Source organism: Paenibacillus barengoltzii G22, from assembly GCF_000403375.2.
In the GTDB taxonomy this organism is placed as follows: Bacteria; Bacillota; Bacilli; order Paenibacillales; family Paenibacillaceae; genus Fontibacillus; species Fontibacillus barengoltzii.
The window spans coordinates 147,814-164,939 of the sequence record NZ_KE159655.1 but is presented as its reverse complement, the minus strand read 5'-3'; the positions used below and the strand labels follow the sequence as shown (position 1 = coordinate 164,939).

General features: G+C 51.2%; 20 protein-coding genes. 19 read left to right on the top strand and 1 reads right to left on the bottom strand.

Going from position 1 to position 17,126, the window contains the following annotated elements:
• Window positions 1-40: 40 nt before the first annotated feature.
• From upp to murA, 14 genes are all read left to right on the top strand, one after another.
• Complete coding sequence (gene upp / locus C812_RS18530) at window positions 41-670, top strand: uracil phosphoribosyltransferase (protein WP_009223734.1); 630 nt, start codon at window positions 41-43, stop codon at window positions 668-670.
• Between the two features lie 323 nt (window positions 671-993).
• Window positions 994-2,148 carry a non-hydrolyzing UDP-N-acetylglucosamine 2-epimerase gene (gene wecB / locus C812_RS18525; RefSeq protein ID WP_016314172.1) on the top strand — a complete coding sequence of 385 codons (1,155 nt, stop codon included), beginning with the start codon at window positions 994-996 and terminating at the stop codon, window positions 2,146-2,148.
• Between the two features lie 182 nt (window positions 2,149-2,330).
• Window positions 2,331-2,576, top strand: a complete 246-nt coding sequence (locus C812_RS18520) for an AtpZ/AtpI family protein (RefSeq protein ID WP_009223736.1) — start codon at window positions 2,331-2,333, stop codon at window positions 2,574-2,576.
• A complete protein-coding gene (locus C812_RS18515) occupies window positions 2,569-2,943 on the top strand; it encodes an ATP synthase subunit I (protein WP_009223737.1) in 375 nt (124 codons plus the stop codon). Before C812_RS18520 ends, C812_RS18515 begins: the two co-directional genes overlap by 8 nt.
• Before the next feature lie 40 nt (window positions 2,944-2,983).
• The gene (gene atpB / locus C812_RS18510; protein WP_009223738.1) at window positions 2,984-3,802 is read left to right on the top strand and encodes a F0F1 ATP synthase subunit A; all 819 of its coding nucleotides are present in this window, start codon (window positions 2,984-2,986) and stop codon (window positions 3,800-3,802) included.
• Between the two features lie 115 nt (window positions 3,803-3,917).
• The gene (gene atpE / locus C812_RS18505) at window positions 3,918-4,142 is read left to right on the top strand and encodes a F0F1 ATP synthase subunit C (RefSeq protein WP_009223739.1); all 225 of its coding nucleotides are present in this window, start codon (window positions 3,918-3,920) and stop codon (window positions 4,140-4,142) included.
• Window positions 4,143-4,257: 115 nt separating this feature from the next.
• Window positions 4,258-4,746, top strand: a complete 489-nt coding sequence (atpF, locus tag C812_RS18500) for a F0F1 ATP synthase subunit B (protein WP_009223740.1) — start codon at window positions 4,258-4,260, stop codon at window positions 4,744-4,746.
• On the top strand, window positions 4,743-5,288 hold the full coding sequence (locus C812_RS18495; RefSeq protein ID WP_009223741.1) for a F0F1 ATP synthase subunit delta: 546 nt from the start codon (window positions 4,743-4,745) through the stop codon (window positions 5,286-5,288). Before atpF ends, C812_RS18495 begins: the two co-directional genes overlap by 4 nt.
• A 15-nt stretch (window positions 5,289-5,303) precedes the next feature.
• Window positions 5,304-6,818 (top strand): F0F1 ATP synthase subunit alpha, encoded by a 1,515-nt coding sequence (atpA, locus tag C812_RS18490; RefSeq protein ID WP_016314171.1) that lies wholly within the window; start codon window positions 5,304-5,306, stop codon window positions 6,816-6,818.
• A 142-nt stretch (window positions 6,819-6,960) separates the two neighbouring features.
• On the top strand, window positions 6,961-7,821 hold the full coding sequence (gene atpG / locus C812_RS18485) for an ATP synthase F1 subunit gamma (RefSeq protein ID WP_016314170.1): 861 nt from the start codon (window positions 6,961-6,963) through the stop codon (window positions 7,819-7,821).
• A gap of 35 nt (window positions 7,822-7,856) precedes the next feature.
• Window positions 7,857-9,248 carry a F0F1 ATP synthase subunit beta gene (gene atpD, locus C812_RS18480; protein WP_016314169.1) on the top strand — a complete coding sequence of 464 codons (1,392 nt, stop codon included), beginning with the start codon at window positions 7,857-7,859 and terminating at the stop codon, window positions 9,246-9,248.
• Window positions 9,249-9,308: 60 nt separating this feature from the next.
• Entirely contained in the window at window positions 9,309-9,725 is a 417-nt protein-coding gene (locus C812_RS18475) for a F0F1 ATP synthase subunit epsilon (RefSeq protein WP_016314168.1), read from the top strand.
• A 288-nt stretch (window positions 9,726-10,013) separates the two neighbouring features.
• Window positions 10,014-10,265 (top strand): DUF1146 family protein, encoded by a 252-nt coding sequence (locus C812_RS18470; protein WP_016314167.1) that lies wholly within the window; start codon window positions 10,014-10,016, stop codon window positions 10,263-10,265.
• 308 nt (window positions 10,266-10,573) lie between these two features.
• Complete coding sequence (gene murA / locus C812_RS18465; protein WP_036625972.1) at window positions 10,574-11,917, top strand: UDP-N-acetylglucosamine 1-carboxyvinyltransferase; 1,344 nt, start codon at window positions 10,574-10,576, stop codon at window positions 11,915-11,917.
• 56 nt (window positions 11,918-11,973) lie between these two features.
• Here murA and C812_RS18460 read toward each other — a convergent pair whose 3' ends face one another.
• Window positions 11,974-13,008, bottom strand: coding sequence for a zinc-binding alcohol dehydrogenase family protein (locus tag C812_RS18460; protein WP_016314165.1), 1,035 nt, complete (start codon window positions 13,006-13,008; stop codon window positions 11,974-11,976).
• A 113-nt stretch (window positions 13,009-13,121) separates the two neighbouring features.
• On the opposite strand from C812_RS18460, the gene C812_RS18455 reads away from it, so the two are divergent.
• The 5 genes from C812_RS18455 (at window position 13,122) to spoIIID (ending at window position 16,894) form a co-directional block, all read left to right on the top strand.
• Window positions 13,122-13,496 (top strand): winged helix-turn-helix transcriptional regulator, encoded by a 375-nt coding sequence (locus tag C812_RS18455; RefSeq protein ID WP_016314164.1) that lies wholly within the window; start codon window positions 13,122-13,124, stop codon window positions 13,494-13,496.
• Between the two features lie 212 nt (window positions 13,497-13,708).
• On the top strand, window positions 13,709-15,244 hold the full coding sequence (spoIID, locus tag C812_RS18450; RefSeq protein WP_244268362.1) for a stage II sporulation protein D: 1,536 nt from the start codon (window positions 13,709-13,711) through the stop codon (window positions 15,242-15,244).
• Between the two features lie 100 nt (window positions 15,245-15,344).
• Window positions 15,345-16,091, top strand: coding sequence for a M23 family metallopeptidase (locus tag C812_RS18445; RefSeq protein WP_009223750.1), 747 nt, complete (start codon window positions 15,345-15,347; stop codon window positions 16,089-16,091).
• A 27-nt stretch (window positions 16,092-16,118) separates the two neighbouring features.
• Window positions 16,119-16,418, top strand: coding sequence for a hypothetical protein (locus C812_RS22715; RefSeq protein WP_208855771.1), 300 nt, complete (start codon window positions 16,119-16,121; stop codon window positions 16,416-16,418).
• A gap of 191 nt (window positions 16,419-16,609) precedes the next feature.
• A complete protein-coding gene (gene spoIIID / locus C812_RS18440) occupies window positions 16,610-16,894 on the top strand; it encodes a sporulation transcriptional regulator SpoIIID (RefSeq protein ID WP_016314161.1) in 285 nt (94 codons plus the stop codon).
• Window positions 16,895-17,126 lie beyond the last annotated feature (232 nt).

Below are 17,126 nucleotides of genomic sequence, written 5' to 3'. Positions count from 1 at the left end.
AGTAAAGACTTAGCAATAAAACCGGAGGGAAGAACGAAATATGAGAAAACTGGTGGTATGTGATCACCCTTTGATTCAACACAAACTGACTTTTATCCGCGACATGCGCACGAACACTAAGGATTTTCGTGAACTGGTAGATGAAGTAGCGACGTTGATGGCTTATGAAATTACGCGGGACATTCCGCTCGAGTCAATCAAAGTGCAGACGCCGGTTGCTGAGGCCGAGTCGAAGGTCATCTCTGGGCGGATGCTGGGGCTGATTCCGATTCTCCGCGCCGGGCTGGGCATGCTGGACGGAGTGTTGAAGCTGCTTCCTGCGGCGAAGGTGGGACATGTCGGCTTGTTCCGTGATCCGGATACGCTGCAGCCAGTTGAGTATTACATCAAGCTTCCTACGGATGTTCAGGAGCGTGAGCTGATCGTGATCGACCCGATGCTGGCCACTGGGGGATCCGCTATTGCAGCGATTACCGCGTTGAAGAATCGCGGCTGCACGCAGATCAAGATGATGAACCTGATTGCCGCGCCGGAAGGGGTCAAAGCCGTTCACGACGTGCACCCAGATGTAGACATTTATGTTGCGGCATTAGACAGCCACCTGAATGAGCATGGCTATATCATTCCAGGCTTGGGCGACGCCGGTGATCGGTTGTACGGCACGAAGTAAGCCAAACGCCTGAATCAAGCCTCCAACGTCTTGTGAAGTTAGGGGAAAGGCGTTGGGACGAGAGACTGCTTTACGGTAAATCATACCGTTAGTTTTCGATCCATTTGTGAATTGAAGTGAAATAACAGTAAATGCTACCGTTAATTTGGTCGATCTCAGTGAAAAATCCGGGTTACGCCCAAATTAACGGTAGCTTTTACAGCTAATTGAGGCAATTACGCCAGATACCCGAAATTAACGGTATCTTTTACAGTTCATTGCTGCCGCATACCAAACGACAACAACTTATTTTGATTACCTCTATATGGAAGGAATTGAGTAGGGTGAGCAAGATTAAAGTAATGACGATCTTCGGCGTTCGACCCGAAGCGATTAAAATGGCGCCGCTGATTCTGGAGCTGCAGAAGCATCCCGACAAAATCGAATCGGTGGTGTGTGTAACGGCGCAGCACCGTGAAATGCTTGATCAGGTGCTTGAATTCTTTAAGATCGTTCCGGACTATGATCTGGACGTCATGAAGCCCAACCAGACGCTGAACGAAATTACGATTCGTGTGCTGCAAGGATTGGAGGGCGTCCTGAAGGAAGCCAAACCCGACATAGTGCTTGTGCACGGTGATACGTTAACGACTTTCTTGGCAAGTTATGCTGCTTTCCTGCAACAGATCAAGGTGGGGCATGTCGAGGCCGGATTGCGGACGTGGAACAAGCTCTCCCCTTATCCAGAAGAGATGAACCGGCAGTTGACCGGCGTTTTAGCTGATCTTCATTTTGCTCCGACGGAATGGTCAGCTGGAAATTTACGTAAGGAAAATAAACCGGAGTCAGCTATATATGTCACAGGCAACACGGTAACGGATGTGTTTCAATATACAGTACAGCCGAATTACACAAATTCTGTGCTGGACTGGGCCGCTGGAAAGCGGCTTATTCTCATGACGGCGCACCGCCGCGAGTCGCAAGGCGAACCGCATATGAATATCTTCCGCGCCGTAAGAAGAATTGCCGATGAGTTTGAGGATGTAGCCATCGTGTACCCGGTTCACCCGAGCCCTGCGGTAAGGGAGCCGGCTTATGCAACCTTAGGTGATCATCCCCGTATTAAACTTATTGATCCATTAGATGTGGTGGATCTGCACAACTTCTACCCTCACACGCATTTGATACTTACGGATTCGGGCGGTTTGCAGGAAGAGGCACCATCCTTTGGTGTTCCGGTGCTGGTGCTTCGTGATACTACGGAGCGGCCCGAAGGGATCGAAGCGGGGACGCTGGAGTTAGTCGGCACAAATGAGGAGATGGTTTATGAACGGACAAAGGCGTTGCTTAGCGATCAGAAGCTATACGAATCGATGAGCCGGGCTGCGAATCCGTACGGTGATGGACAAGCATCTCAAAGAATTGTCAATGCGATTTGTCACCATTTTGGATTTTTAAAGGATCGTCCGGGGGAATTTCACAGAAAGTTCACAAACTAGCGAAAATTTGTTTTGATCGCGAGCCCAAAAAAGTATACAGTATTACTGTACGCTGTATGCGTTTTATTCAGGATTGCAAGGGCAAATTTAGCATTTCATGGCTTTAAATCACTAAAAAACCTCAATTGACAATAACTCTTCACAATTAGTAAAATAAATTGGGATTATTAGGGTGATTTGAGATGAAAGACCCGATTAAACCTGATAAAAACAACAACAGCGTATGGAAGGCTGTCGCTGTGGTAACCGCTTTAGGAACGAACTTTGCCGTGTGCGCTGTGGGAGGTTACTTCCTTGGCGCCTGGTTGGATAAGCTGTGGTTCAAGAATGGACTGGGCATTGGCCTTGGGGTTCTGATCGGCATTGCAGCGGGTATTGTCGGCATTGTCGCTCTAATTAAGTCGGTTGTGGGAGGAAAAGATGGATGAGCTCTCGAAATACAACCGCGCTCTAACAGCCGGAACCCTAGGTTTCTTGGCCCTGTGTTTTCTGGGAGGCGCTTTATTGCCGCAGTATCAAAGCATCATGCTCGGCATCGCGCTCGGCTCAGCGGTCAGCTGGATTAACGCGGTTTACTTAGGCCGCAAAGTCCGGCAAGTGCTAGATGCCGCGGTTAACGGTGGTTCGAAGCGGTTGAACATGGGGTTTCTAACCCGTGCAGCACTGGCGGTTCTAGCGGTTTTTGCCGCAATGAAATATCCGCAGTATTTTAACGTGTATGCGGTTGCCGGCAGTCTGGTTTTTGCGCAATTTTTTCTTCTTTTTATAGGTATTCGTTTTTCTCGTAAGCCTTAAAGCTTGATAGCATTTCAACTTGGAATGGGGGTGAGAAAACATGCATGAAGCTCCGGTCATAGAGTTGGGCGGTCTGCATTTGGACTTGTCCATCATCTTGATGCTGGTGGTGACCTGCACCATCGTGTTCGTCATCGCGCGTCTAGCGACTCGGAATCTATCCGTAGAGAATCCCGGCAAGCTTCAGAATTTCATGGAGTGGGCAGCTGAGTTCGTTCAGAACTTGATCTCCAGCACCATGGATCTGAAGAAGGGAAGACCTTTTCTCTCCCTGGCCATGACGATGATTATGTTTATCTTTGTCGCCAACATGCTAGGGCTTCTGTTTGGGGTCGTAACGGAGTATGATGATCCGGCAAAAGCGAAAATTTTCGGTCAGGAAATCACTTCGGTTACGAAGGTGCTTGCGGAAGAGCACGAGAAGCATCCGGGTGAGGAAGCTCACGCCGAGGTGGCATGGTGGAAATCGCCGACAGCTGATCTCAGCGTAACGATGGGTCTGGCCTTGCTCGTCTTCACATTGTCCCACGGTTTAGGGATGGTGAGAAACACGAGAAATTATTTTAAGCATTACGTTCAGCCCTATCCTTTGTTTCTACCAATTAACTTGATTGAGCAGCTCTCGAAGCTGGTAACGCATGGCGTTCGTCTTTACGCGAATATTTTCGCAGGCGAGGTACTGATCTCCACCATTATGACGTTGGCCAAAGCAAGTGTGGTTGGTGCGATCTTCTCCGTTCCTCTCTTGATGGTATGGGATGGATTCAGTATTTTCGTAGGTGCTATCCAGGCTTTCGTCTTTGTCATCTTGATGATGGTTTATATCTCGCAAAACCTGGAAAGTCACGAAGAGCATTAACCGGGCAGTGTTGGAAGCCCGCATAAGCTAGTCTAAGTTTCAAGTTACGGATTGGAGAACGACTTCAACCTGACTGAACTATAAAAATTGATTTTACTTAAGGAGGATATACAAAATGGGAGCAATGGCATTATTAGCAGCAGCTATCGTAGCAGGTTTGGGCGCATTTGGCGCAGCGCTGGGTAACGGTATGGTTATCAGCAAAACAGTTGAAGGGATCGCTCGTCAACCTGAAGCGAAGTCCACTCTGCAAACAACGATGTTTATCGGCGTAGGTTTGATCGAGGTACTTCCGATCATCGGCGTGGTCCTGGCATTTATGTTCTTTGGTCAGGCTTAATAAGATTTTTAGAAAAGAAATGGCGGGGAAGGCCACAGACGTCCTCGCCTTCTTTTTAGCCCAGGGCGGGCGATACGCGATATGCGGATAGGCTTCGGAAAGGAGTGACTTGAGTTTGGAATTCGTATGGGAAAACACCGTCCTCGCATTGATTGCGATCGGGATTTTATACTTCTTGTTGAACAAATACGCATTTGGTCCGCTGTTTTCCGTGATGGAGAAGCGTCGTGAACTCGTTCAGCAACAGCTGAGTGAAGCGGCGCAAACACGTGAACAGGCAAATGCTTATGTGGAGGAGCAAAAAGCTGCCCTTCAGCAAGCGCGCAAAGAGGCGTATGAAATTATTGAACAATCCAAGCAGACGAGCAGCAAGCAAGCCGCTCAAATGCTGGAGGAAGCCAAGAACGAGGCGGCCCGCTTGAAAGAAGAAGCGGTACGCGACATTCAGAACGAGAAGAACCGCGCGGTGGAACAACTTCGCAGCGAAGTGGGCGCTGTGTCGGTGAAGATCGCATCCAAGCTGATCGAGAAGGAAGTCAGCGAAGACAGCGTTCAAGGCGAACTGGTTGACAAGTACCTTAAAGAGGTCGGTGGCCGCTCATGAGCCGCGAGACCGTAGCTGCAAAACGGTATGCCAAAGCATTGTATGAGATCGCTGCGGCGGAAAGCCGGACGCTGGAAGTTGAAGAAGAGCTGAAAGCGCTGGCGGCAGCTTTCCAGGCAGGGGATATTGAGCATTTTCTTGCCTCACCGAAGATTACGGAATCGGCGAAATGGGAAGCCATCTCCAATGCGATTGAAGGCAAACTGTCCAAACCTGTAGTTTCGACGGTGAAGCTTCTGGTAGAACGCGGAAGAATCGGGCTCCTGCCGGAGCTGGTAGACGCTTACGTGAGCATTTCCAGCGAAGCGCTTGGGCTTGCCAATGCGTTGGTAACAACGACTTACCCGCTTAGCGAAGAGGAGAAGCAGCAGGTTGCTGCGGAGTTCGGCGCCCTCTTAAATAAGAAGATTCGCGTCGAGAACGTGATCGACAAATCGTTGCTTGGCGGAATGAAAGTACGAATTGGCGACACGTTGTACGATGGAAGCTTGGCCGGGAAATTGGAACGGCTTGAAAAGTCTTTTCGAAGACAAGCACTGTAGATAGGGGTGAAACACTTGAGTATCAGACCTGAAGAGATCAGTACACTGATTAAAAGTCAGATCGAACAATATAAATCGGAAATCGAAGTAGCTGAAGTCGGCACCGTTATTCAAGTTGGTGACGGTATCGCCCGTGTTCACGGACTTGAGAACGCGATGGCAAACGAGCTGCTCGAGTTTGAAAATGGCATTTTTGGTCTTGCTCTGAACCTGGAAGAGAGCAATGTGGGTGTCGTTATCCTCGGCCCTTACAGCGAAATTCGCGAAGGCGATCAAGTGAAACGGACCGGCCAAATCATGCAGGTTCCTGTCGGCGAAGCGATGCTGGGCCGCGTTGTGAACCCGCTCGGTCAACCGATCGACGGGAAAGGACCGATTGAAACGACGGAATTCCGTCCAGTCGAAAATAACGCTCCGGGCGTTATCGACCGGAAATCGGTTCATGAACCAATGCAAACGGGAATTAAAGCGATCGACTCGATGGTTCCGATCGGTCGTGGTCAACGGGAGCTTATCATCGGTGACCGTCAAACCGGTAAAACGGCGATTGCCATCGATACGATCATCAACCAAAAAGGCAATGGCGTGAAATGTATTTATGTAGCGATCGGTCAGAAGCAGTCGACCGTTGTTAGCGTTGTTGAAACGCTTCGTCGCCACGGTGCACTGGATTACACGATTGTGGTATCGGCCTCCGCTTCGGAACCGGCACCGCTTCTGTACATTGCTCCTTATGCTGGCGTAGCTATGGCTGAGTACTTCATGTACAAAGGCGAGCATGTCCTGATTATTTATGACGATTTGTCGAAACAAGCAGCTGCTTACCGCGAACTTTCCTTGCTGCTCCGTCGTCCTCCGGGCCGTGAGGCGTATCCGGGTGACGTCTTCTACTTGCACTCCCGTCTGCTGGAACGTGCAGCCAAACTGAGCGACGAGCTTGGCGGCGGTTCGATCACGGCGCTTCCGTTTATCGAAACGCAAGCTTCCGACGTATCGGCGTACATTCCAACAAACGTTATTTCCATTACTGACGGTCAGATCTTCCTGGAGTCCGATCTGTTCTACTCCGGTCAACGTCCAGCGGTTAACGTGGGTATCTCCGTATCCCGGGTTGGCGGTTCCGCGCAAATCAAGGCAATGAAGAAGGTTGCCGGTACGTTGCGTCTGGACTTGGCCCAATACCGTGAGCTTCAAGCGTTCTCCCAGTTCGGTTCCGATCTGGACAAATCGACGCAAGCCCGGTTGACCCGTGGTTCGCGTATGATGGAAATCCTGAAGCAAGGCGTTAACCAACCGTTGGCGGTTGAACTGCAAGTCATCAGCTTGTATACCGCAGTCAAAGGGTATCTGGATGATATCCCGCTGGCTGACGTGCGCCGCTTCGAAGCGGAATTCCTGTCTTTTGTCCAAAATCAGCATGATGATGTTCTGCAGTCGATCCGCGACACCAAGGATCTGACGCCAGAGAACGAAACGAAGCTGAAAGAAGTTATCGAGCAATTCAAACGCGGGTTCGCGACTACGGCATAAGAATGTTCTTGCGGCAAACCGGCCTTGGCTAAGCGCAATGCCGGTTTACGCCTATGTGTAAAAAATACTTTGGTCAGGCCAAAGTTAAGCCTATGCTTACGAAGTAACTTTGGCTCTGCCAAAGTTTTAAGGTGGTGAAATCATGGCAAAAGGGATGCGCGAAATCAAGCGTCAGATTAAAAGCGTTCAGAACACCCGGCAAATCACCAAAGCGATGGAAATGGTAGCCTCGGCGAAACTGCGTAAAGCGCAGGAGAGAGCGCAAGCGGCTCGGCCATACTCAGAGAAGCTGAAAGAGGTAGTATCCAGCATCGCGGCTGCCTCTCAAGGCGTTAGTCACCCGATGCTCGTGTCGCGTCCGGTCAAGCGGACCGCGTATATCGTGATTACATCCGACGGCGGTTTGGTTGGCGGATATAACGCGAATATTTTGCGGAAAGTGACGGATCTGATCCGTTCTCGCCACGCCTCGGCTTCGGAATACGAACTGTTTGTTATCGGCCGTAAAGGCAGAGATTATTTCAAACGCCGCAATTATCCGGTTGTTCATGAAGTGACTGAGCTTTCGGACTCTCCGAGATTTGCGGATATTAAGTCGTTGACCTATGCAGCGGTGCAAGGCTTCGAAACTGAACAATTCGACGAAATTTACGTTTGCTATAACCGGTTCATCAATGCGATTACCCAACTGCCAACCGTGGAGCGCCTTCTCCCCTTTGATTCGGTGGAGAGCGAAGCGCCGGTCAGCAGCTATGAGTATGAACCTTCGCCGGAAGGCGTATTAGAAGTGCTTCTTCCGAAATATGCCGAAACGTTGATCTTTGGTGCGCTTCTTGACGGTAAAGCCAGTGAGCTTGGTGCGAAAATGACTGCAATGGGCAGCGCGACCAAAAACGCGACGAAGATGATTAATGAACTTACCCTGACGTACAACCGCGCTCGTCAAGCGGCGATTACGCAAGAAATTACGGAGATCGTGGCCGGAGCTAACGCACAAGGCTGATCGTTCCGGGCAGCAATTTTAGGAGGGAAACGAAGATGAACAAAGGACGCGTTGTCAGCGTAATGGGTCCGGTTGTTGACATCGAATTTGAGCGCGGTCAACTCCCGGAAATCTATAACGCAATTAAAATTGAGAAGCAAGACGGCCAGTCTGCTTTGGTTCTGGAAGCTTCCAATCATCTGGGCGATAACCTCGTTCGTTGTATCGCAATGGCCTCGACAGACGGCCTTGTGCGCGGTACGGAAGCAATCGACTTAGGAGCACCGATTTCGGTTCCGGTCGGTTCGGCGACATTGAGCCGCGTATTTAACGTGCTGGGTGAGCCGATTGATAACAAGGGTGAAACCAACAGCGAATTGAGATACCCAATTCACCGCGAACCGCCGAAGTTTGAAGATCTGTCGACGCAAGCGGAAATGCTGGAAACCGGGATCAAGGTTATCGACCTGCTGGCGCCTTATGCCAAAGGCGGTAAAATCGGCTTGTTCGGTGGTGCCGGCGTAGGTAAAACCGTTACGATTCAGGAATTGATCCACAACATCGCTCACGAACATGGCGGGATCTCCGTATTTGCCGGTGTAGGGGAACGTACCCGTGAAGGGAACGACCTTTACATGGAAATGACGGAATCCGGCGTTATCGAGAAAACGGCGATGGTCTTCGGTCAAATGAACGAACCGCCAGGTGCACGTCTTCGCGTAGCCTTGACGGGTCTGACGATGGCAGAATACTTCCGCGACCAAGAAGGCCGCGATGTATTGCTCTTCATCGACAACATCTTCCGGTTTACGCAAGCGGGTTCTGAGGTTTCCGCGTTGCTCGGACGGATGCCTTCCGCAGTAGGTTACCAGCCGACGCTGGCAACGGAAATGGGTCAATTGCAAGAACGGATCACTTCGACGAAGAAAGGTTCCGTTACTTCGATTCAAGCGATTTACGTTCCTGCGGACGACTATACCGACCCGGCTCCAGCTACAACGTTTGCTCACTTGGACGCAACGACGAACCTGGAACGGAAAATTTCCGAGAAAGGGATTTTCCCGGCCGTAGACCCGCTGGCTTCCAGCTCGCGGATTTTGACGCCGGAAATCGTAGGCGAAGAGCACTATGCCGTAGCCCAAGGCGTAAAACAAATCTTGGCTCGTTATAAAGAACTGCAGGATATTATCGCGATCCTCGGTATGGATGAATTGTCCGACGACGATAAAACGCTCGTTGCCCGTGCCCGGAAAATCGAACGCTTCCTGTCGCAGCCATTCCACGTGGCTGAGCAGTTTACGGGAATTAAAGGGAAATATGTGCCGATCGCCGAGACGGTCCGCAGCTTCAAAGAAATCTTGGAAGGCAAGCATGACGATCTTCCGGAAGCAGCGTTCCTGTTCGTAGGAACGATTGAAGAAGCTGTCGAAAAGGCCAAAACGCTGTAATTCGAAGCCGAATCCGGATGCTTCAGAAATGAACTGTCCCACGAACAGGAGGGATAACACTTGAGCACCTTTTTATTGGAAATCGTTACGCCGGAGCATGTGGTGTTCTCGAAAGAGGTTGACAGCTTGACGGTCCGCGGCGTTGAAGGGGAATTTGGTGTTTTGAAGGGCCATATCCCGCTCGTGACCCCGCTGCAAGTTGCCCCGGTGGTTGCGAAAATCGGCAAGGAAGAGACGTACATCGCCGTACACGGTGGATTTATCGAAGTACAGGGCGATAAGGTGATCGTACTTGCCGAGAGCGCAGAGCTGCCGGAGGAGATCGATCTGGAGCGGGCCATCGCGGCACGTGAGCGTGCGGAACGCCGTTTGGCGAATCGCAGCAACCAGGATCGTATCGATCATCGCCGTGCAGAACTCGCGTTGCAGCGGGCGGTCACCCGGATTAACGTGGTCACCAACCGCAAACAGCAATAGACTGCAAAATAACGGGCACCTCTTTGGGGTGCCTGTTTTTTCTTACAGAATGACGTCAGAATGATATTTTGGTAATAGATGCCGTTGGAAGCCTTTGCATGACAAAGAAAAGCTGGATTATTGCGGCGATGCCAAGTATGATATATAAGGTCTATATTTTTACAGGATCGACACCGATATATAAATACGAACCTAACGCATCTTGGATCAATGTGACAGCGTCTAGTGGAGAAGAATTAACCGTTTAGGTACTTGCTGCATAAATATAAACGTGATGGAGGATTTATTATGAATCCCGTCGATCAGGTAGCGTCTTCAGTGGGGGTAAACGGCTTGACAGCGATCCTCGTCTCCTTGGCCTGCGTGGTGCTGTCGTGGCTGGCCCTGCAGAACTTGAAGCTGGATCTATTCATTCGTCACCCCAAGAGCCCGCAAGGCAAGCTGCTGCATCTGCTGCTCGCCATTGTACTAGGCCGTTTCGTAGCTGCTTTTATTATGGATTATTGGCAATATACCCAAATGCTGAAGTATATGTTTTGAGCTTAACTTTGAGCACGTATGAGTGTTAACTGAGTGTTTGTGGAGTTCGTCTACAGACAGATCAGGAAGGAAATTGTCGAATAACATCATTTCATTGTGTCAACAATGGTGAATAAGGACTACAACTCGAGAACATGTCCATAATCGGGGCAAGAAGCGATTTCTGTGCCAAAACTCGCTTTTTCGACAAGATTGGAGCCTTGTGTGCCTTAAATGACCGGTGATATGATGAAATTTAGGGATTGAACCAGGTAAATCTTTTTCCAAATCGGGAAAAAAGTGAAAATGAACGCGCGGAGGGAACCATGATGAGCAAATTTATCGTCCGCGGTGGCAATGTTTTGGCCGGGAACGTAAAAGTCAGCGGTGCTAAAAATTCAGTGCTACCGATCATTGCAGCGTCTTTACTGGGTGAAGAAGGAGTCAGCGTCATTCGCGATGCACCCCCTCTTGACGATGTAATGACCATTAATAAAGTGTTGGAGTCGCTAGGAGCAGCTGTTAAGTATGACCGAGAGGTCATTACCGTCGATGCGCGGCAAATCACTTCTTGCGAGGCGCCTTATGAATGGGTGCGAAAGATGCGGGCGTCTTTTCTTGTCATGGGTCCATTGTTAACAAGAATGGGATTCACCCGGATTTCCCTCCCGGGTGGCTGTGCGATCGGGACCAGACCGATTGACCAGCATCTGAAAGGCTTCGAAGCGATGGGTGCAGAAATCACCATCGGCCACGGGTTTATCGAAGCCAAGTCGAACGGCCGCCTCCGCGGGGCTAAGATTTATTTGGACGTTGCCAGTGTAGGCGCAACGGAGAACATTATGATGGCGGCAACCTTGGCGGAAGGCACAACCATTATTGAAAATGCAGCGAAAGAGCCGGAAATCGTTGATCTGGCCAATTATTTGAACAGTATGGGAGCCGTTGTCCGCGGAGCCGGAACGGGCATGATTCGGATTGAAGGCGTCGAACGGTTGCGTGGATGCGAGCATACGGTGATCCCTGACCGGATCGAGGCAGGAACGTTTATGGTCGCTGCGGCAATCACTGGCGGGAACGTCTTTGTTGAAGGGGCAATTGCGGATCACTTGGGACCGGTGATTTCCAAATTGGAGGAAATGGGCGTCACCATAGAAGTTCAGGAGAACGGCGTGCGTGTGATTGCAGACAAACCGCTGAAAGCAGTGGATGTGAAAACATTACCGTATCCGGGCTTCCCAACGGATATGCAAGCGCAAATGATGGCCTTGCTGCTCGTAACCGAAGGAGCAAGTGTCATTACCGAAACGGTATTCGAAAACCGCTTTATGCATGTCGATCAGTTCCGTTTAATGAATGCCGACATTAAGGTGGAAGGACGCAGTGCAATTCTCTCCGGGAGCAACAAACTCAGCGGAGCCAAGGTATGCGCCACCGACCTTCGTGCCGGAGCGGCACTGATCTTAGCTGGACTGGCAGCGGACGGGACGACGGAAGTCAGCGGTACCCATCATATCGACCGGGGATACGTGGATTTGGCCGAGAAGCTGTCCGGCTTGGGTGCGGACATTTGGCGGATTTCGGTCGAAGAGACCGCACCGGAAACCGAGAAAGTATCAGCTAGCGCCAAAGAGGAAATCCCAGTTTTGAAAATTCAGCCCTCTTGGGCTTAAGTTGAAGTTTATAGAAGTATGAAAAACCATGCCCGAGGCATGGTTTTTCTTTTTCTTTAGTTGAAATGCTCTAGGACCACTTTGCCGATCGTTCTTCCGGATTCGAGTAGCGCATGGGCTTTGCGGAGATTGGCGGCGTTGATGGGAGAGAGCTTCTCTGCCACGGTCGAACGAATCACACCTTGATCGATCAAATCAGCCAAAGCGTTCAGCAGATGATGCTGCTCAATCATATCTTCCGTTTGGAACATCGGGCGAGTGAACATCAGTTCATACACGAAGGTGACGCTTTTCTGCTGCAACAGGGAGATGTTGACCGGCTCATCCGTTTCGACGATCGAGCAGATTTTGCCTTGAGGAGCGATCGCATCGACCATGTTCTTCCAGTGTTTTTCGGTGGTGTTCAAGCAAAAGATATAGTCGACATGTTGAACTCCCAGCGCTTGAAGTTGAGGAACAAACGGGTCATAGTGATTGATGACGTCATCCGCCCCCAGCTCTTTTACCCATTTGACCGATTCAGGACGGGATGCTGTGCCGATCACCGTAAGTCCGGCATGCTTGGCAAGTTGCGTGGCGATAGAGCCCACGCCTCCGGCAGCGCCGATGATTAGAATCGTTTTCCCGGCATTCTGGTTGGCGTCTTTGGAGACGCCTAAGCGATCATACAACGCTTCCCAAGCGGTAATTGCGGTCAATGGGAGAGCGGCAGCCTCGGCGAAATCCAGCGAAGTTGGTTTACGACCAACGATCCGTTCGTCAACCAGGTGGAATTCGCTGTTCCCTCCGGGACGGGTGATGCTGCCGGCATAATACACGGCGTCCCCCGGCTTAAACAAGGTCACATCTGGCCCCACTTCTTCAACGATGCCTGCAACGTCCCAACCAATCACTCGGGGGGAAGACTCCACTTTACTTTTGGGTTTTCGCACTTTCGTGTCAACTGGATTGACGGAGATGGCGTGAACCTTGACCAGCAAATCTCTACCGGTTGGAACAGGTCTGTCGATCTCGACATCCAACAAGCTCTCCGGGTGCTCGATGGGCAAATAGTTATAGAATCCAACGGCTTTCATGGTTTGATTAGCCATAGTATACCTCCTCCTTTTCTATTGTTAATGTAAATGTAATGCACTAAAATGGGAAGTACGCACATTAATGTTATGTAGTACACATTTGTATACTATTGTGGAGGGATGCAGCAATGCGCAATCGCAAGAGCGGTTATGGCTTTTGTCCCAACGATGAAGCCTGCCCGGTGGAGTTCACGTTGGATGTAATCGGAGGCAAATGGAAAGGGGTCTTATTATATCATTTGATGAACGGACCGATTCGATTCAACGAATTTCGCCGAATTTGCCCGGGAATTACCCAACGGATGCTGACACTGCAGCTACGCGAACTGGAGGAGGATGGCGTCGTTCATCGCGAGGTGTACCACCAGGTCCCTCCGAAGGTGGAGTACTCCTTAACGGAATTTGGCAAAACCTTAATTCCGATCATTATACAAATGAAGGAATGGGGCGAAACCTATAAGAAGACGGCTCCGTTTCTGAACAAGATAGAAGACCAAGGTTGATCGTTTCTATAAAATCTAGAAGCTTTTGCAAGGGACCCGCGAAATCGGGTCTTTTTACTGTTCTAGCAATCCCTCAAAACTCATATCTATAAGTATAGCGGGCAAACGATATAAGGGCAGAAAGCTAGGTTACTAGCTCGCTAGTAAGGCAGCATGATGAGGGCGGGGGGAATCCATCGATGCAGGAACGATCTCAAGCAGTCAAAGTCAATGTGGCACCTCGTCGAGAGGTCAAGCAAAGCCAAAAAGAAAGCAGCCATCTTCCCATAAGTCATCAGGCCGTGAGCCAGCCTTTAAGGGATGACGGGGCGAATGCGACGAAGAAGCCGGCGCCCGTATCTATGATGAAGGTTCAACCGAAATTGGAACAAGCGACGGAGTTAAGTGAAGAACGTGGAAAAGGAGGAGTCGAGCAACACGGGCGTGCGGGGATTGCTAGTGCGGTCCATGAAGGCACGGCCAGGGTGAAGCTTACGGCAGGGCCCGGGGCGCCGCCGGCGGCACCGCTGCTGCAAGTGGTGCCGCCGGAGACCCGCGTGCGCGTCAGCGTCCGCACGCGGCCGCGCCGAACCCTCTCCCGCCTCGGGCGGAGATGGTTCGGCGGCACCGGCGCCGCCCCTGTGGTGGCGGCGCTCCTCGCGCTGGCGCTGCTGCTGCCAGCGCTGATCGCGTGGCGCACGGCGCAGGCACCCGCCGTGCGCCACGACCCGGCGGCGGCGCAGACGCGGTCTGCCGCCGTGCCGCCGGCCGCGGAGCCGCGCTCAGAGGACGCGGCTCGCGCGGAGGCGCCGCCCGTGCAGCCGGACGCTGCGGATGCGGCTGCGGCGGGCGGACCGCCGGTGCGCGTCTATCTCACGCGCACCGGCGTGGTCGAGACCGTGCCGCTCGAGCAGTACGTCACCGGCGTGCTTGCCGCCGAGATGCCGGCGGACTTCGAGCTCGCGGCACTCAAAGCGCAGGCCATCGCCGCGCGCACCTTTATCGTCCAGCGGCTGGCGGCTGGAGATACTTCCGGCACAGGGAACAAAGCCGCGGATGTTAACGACACCATTGAACATCAAGTCTATCTCCCTCGTTCCGAATTAGAAGAGTGGCCGAACCGGGGGAAGGGTGCAGAGCTGAAGAAGCTGCGCGAAGCCGTCCGGCAGACGGCAGGAATCGTGATGACGTTCCGCGGACAGCCAATCACGGCCTCTTTCTTCTCTTCCAGCGGCGGATACACAGAGAACTCTGAGGAATATTGGTCGCTGAAAATTCCTTATCTGCGCAGCGTGCCAAGCCCTTGGGATGCCGCGATCAATCCGAACAACCGCGAAACCGTGGAAATGCCGCTCACCCAGCTTTACGCCAAGCTAGGCCAGAAAGTGCCGGAGCCGGTTCAGACGGCGCTGGCTGCGTTGGACCAGGGAGAAACCGAAGCGAAAGCGGCGGCATCGAAGCTGAGAGCCGATAAGCTGTTTAAGATTCTCTCTTGGACGACCGGGCATCGCGTGAAAGAGATTCGCATTGGCGACAAGGTATACAATGGCCGGGAAGTCCGGGAGAAGCTGGACCTTCGCTCCAGCCAGTTTACGCTGGCGGTGACGGGCGATACGGTGAAGATCACCACCTACGGCTACGGCCACGGTGTGGGTATGAGTCAGTGGGGAGCGAACGGGATGGCGAAAGAGGGTTATACGACCACGCAAATCCTCAAACACTACTACACAGGAATCTCGTTTCAGCAGGTCTCCCATTTTCTCAAGTAGATGATGGAAGGCGAAGTTTCTCTTTTTTCTGAAAAAAAGTATATAGACGAAGTATAAAAGAGTTCACCCCGGTAACACTGGTTACTGAGGTGATGAGCAAATGAATGAAAACCAGAAAAAAACAAGTCACGAGGAATCTCCTAAAATGGGACTGGGAGAACCGGTAAAGCCGGTATCCGCGTGGAAGAGATTATTGTCTAAGAGATGGGTTTACCCGGCAGCGTATGTGGCGGCAGCGGCAATTATACTAACCTTAGTGTGGGTCTACCAGGATGCGAGCAACAAGCCGATGGACTCGACCCCCGCCAGCGTAACCGACACCGTGAACCTGTCTGGCGAAGAGGAAGCCGCAACGGGAGAGGGAACGACAGAGGAAGAGGCAACCGAAGTCATCGCCTCCTCCGAGGATCTCGCTTGGCCGGTAGTAAATGCCGCCGAAGTGAGTGTTGTGAAGCCGTTCTATGAGAAGGACGGCACGGCTGAAGAACATCAAGCCGCCCTGGTGCAGTACAACGATACGTTTACGCCAAACACCGGGATCGACTTGGCGCGTGAAGACCGCAAGCCTTTCGAAGTCACGGCTGCGATGAGCGGGAAAGTGACGCGGGTTGAAGAAGTGCCGCTCCTCGGGTATGTGGTGGAAATTACGCACGCCAATAACCTGAAGACGGTCTACGAAAGCTTAGGCGAAGTTAAGGTGAAGAAGGATGCCGAAGTGAAGCAAGGCGACATTATCGGCAGCGCTGGCCGCAACGAAGTGGAGAAGGATTTGGATAACCATGTCCATTTTGCAATTTATGAAAATGGCGAGCTGGTGAATCCGGAATCTGTACTTCCGAAAAACTAACGTTTTGCAATAACCCATCCATCCCATGTGAAGGCACTGCCAGCCGATCCAAACATCGAGGACTACGGCAGCAGGCCTGACGGAGAGCGAAGAGCTCTCCGTTTTTTTGTCCTCATTCGCAATAAGGGTACAAAAAGGCCTTATTTACCGGAAATTCCGGCTTCCCGAGTAAATAAGGGAAAATATTGGCCTTATTTTTTTGATCCAAGCCTCATAAGGCTTGTTTTCCTGAGGATCGAGACAAATAAGAGCCTATTTTGTCCTTATCTCGTGCAGATCAAGCTCGAACGCCCAAATAAGGCCAAAAAAGTCCTTTATGAAGCATGAAGATGGTAACTCCATTACTCCGTTTTACGCACTTCACTTCACTTGTTCCAACCGAGCTGCAGCTGCCCCCCTGGTAACCAACGGTAAAATAAAAGGCCCCGCAAAGGCTTGTCACGCTTGGAAACAAAGAATATCTAAGCCCGCCCCTCATATAATGTACCAAACTATCTCGAGTTGAGGGAGGCGGGAGCGTGCACGATTACATCAAGGAACGGACGATAAAGATTGGACGGTGCATCGTGGAGACACGGCACACAGTTCGGACGATCGCCAAGGAATTCGGCGTTTCGAAAAGCACGGTGCACAAGGATTTAACCGAACGTTTGCCGGAGATTAATCCGGATTTAGCGGATCAGGTGAAGCACATTCTCGAATATCACAAATCGATTAGACACTTGCGCGGCGGTGAAGCAACGAAGATCAAGTATAAGAAAAAAGGCCAAAACAAACGCGAGGTGATTAGCTCTGTGAATTAAAGCGTAATGAATTTATTTAGTTCGCTCATCGAACGATAATCATTGAATCAATCCCCTAAAGTATGGTATTTTTAAATATGGTATAAGATGATGTGGATTTTCATCCATTTATCCCGAAATTTCGCAATATTCTTCGACTTTTGTCGATTAACAACACCTCGTCAGCGGGACACTTCTGCCATATCACATGAGGTAGGACCGCTACGTCCTTTCCGTGATTTACAAAAATACG

Excerpts from the sequence above, each read along its gene's own strand:
- atpG (WP_016314170.1), top strand. The coding sequence starts at position 6,961 with ATGGCAAAAGGGATGCGCGAAATCAAGCGTCAGATTAAAAGCGTTCAG.
- C812_RS18460 (WP_016314165.1), bottom strand. The coding sequence starts at position 13,008 with ATGGCTAATCAAACCATGAAAGCCGTTGGATTCTATAACTATTTGCCC.
- upp (WP_009223734.1), top strand. The coding sequence starts at position 41 with ATGAGAAAACTGGTGGTATGTGATCACCCTTTGATTCAACACAAACTG.
- murA (WP_036625972.1), top strand. The coding sequence starts at position 10,574 with ATGAGCAAATTTATCGTCCGCGGTGGCAATGTTTTGGCCGGGAACGTA.
- C812_RS18455 (WP_016314164.1), top strand. The coding sequence starts at position 13,122 with ATGCGCAATCGCAAGAGCGGTTATGGCTTTTGTCCCAACGATGAAGCC.
- C812_RS18520 (WP_009223736.1), top strand. The coding sequence starts at position 2,331 with ATGAAAGACCCGATTAAACCTGATAAAAACAACAACAGCGTATGGAAG.
- atpD (WP_016314169.1), top strand. The coding sequence starts at position 7,857 with ATGAACAAAGGACGCGTTGTCAGCGTAATGGGTCCGGTTGTTGACATC.
- atpE (WP_009223739.1), top strand. The coding sequence starts at position 3,918 with ATGGGAGCAATGGCATTATTAGCAGCAGCTATCGTAGCAGGTTTGGGC.
- atpB (WP_009223738.1), top strand. The coding sequence starts at position 2,984 with ATGCATGAAGCTCCGGTCATAGAGTTGGGCGGTCTGCATTTGGACTTG.
- C812_RS18470 (WP_016314167.1), top strand. The coding sequence starts at position 10,014 with ATGAATCCCGTCGATCAGGTAGCGTCTTCAGTGGGGGTAAACGGCTTG.
- C812_RS18515 (WP_009223737.1), top strand. The coding sequence starts at position 2,569 with ATGGATGAGCTCTCGAAATACAACCGCGCTCTAACAGCCGGAACCCTA.
- C812_RS18495 (WP_009223741.1), top strand. The coding sequence starts at position 4,743 with ATGAGCCGCGAGACCGTAGCTGCAAAACGGTATGCCAAAGCATTGTAT.
- C812_RS18445 (WP_009223750.1), top strand. The coding sequence starts at position 15,345 with ATGAATGAAAACCAGAAAAAAACAAGTCACGAGGAATCTCCTAAAATG.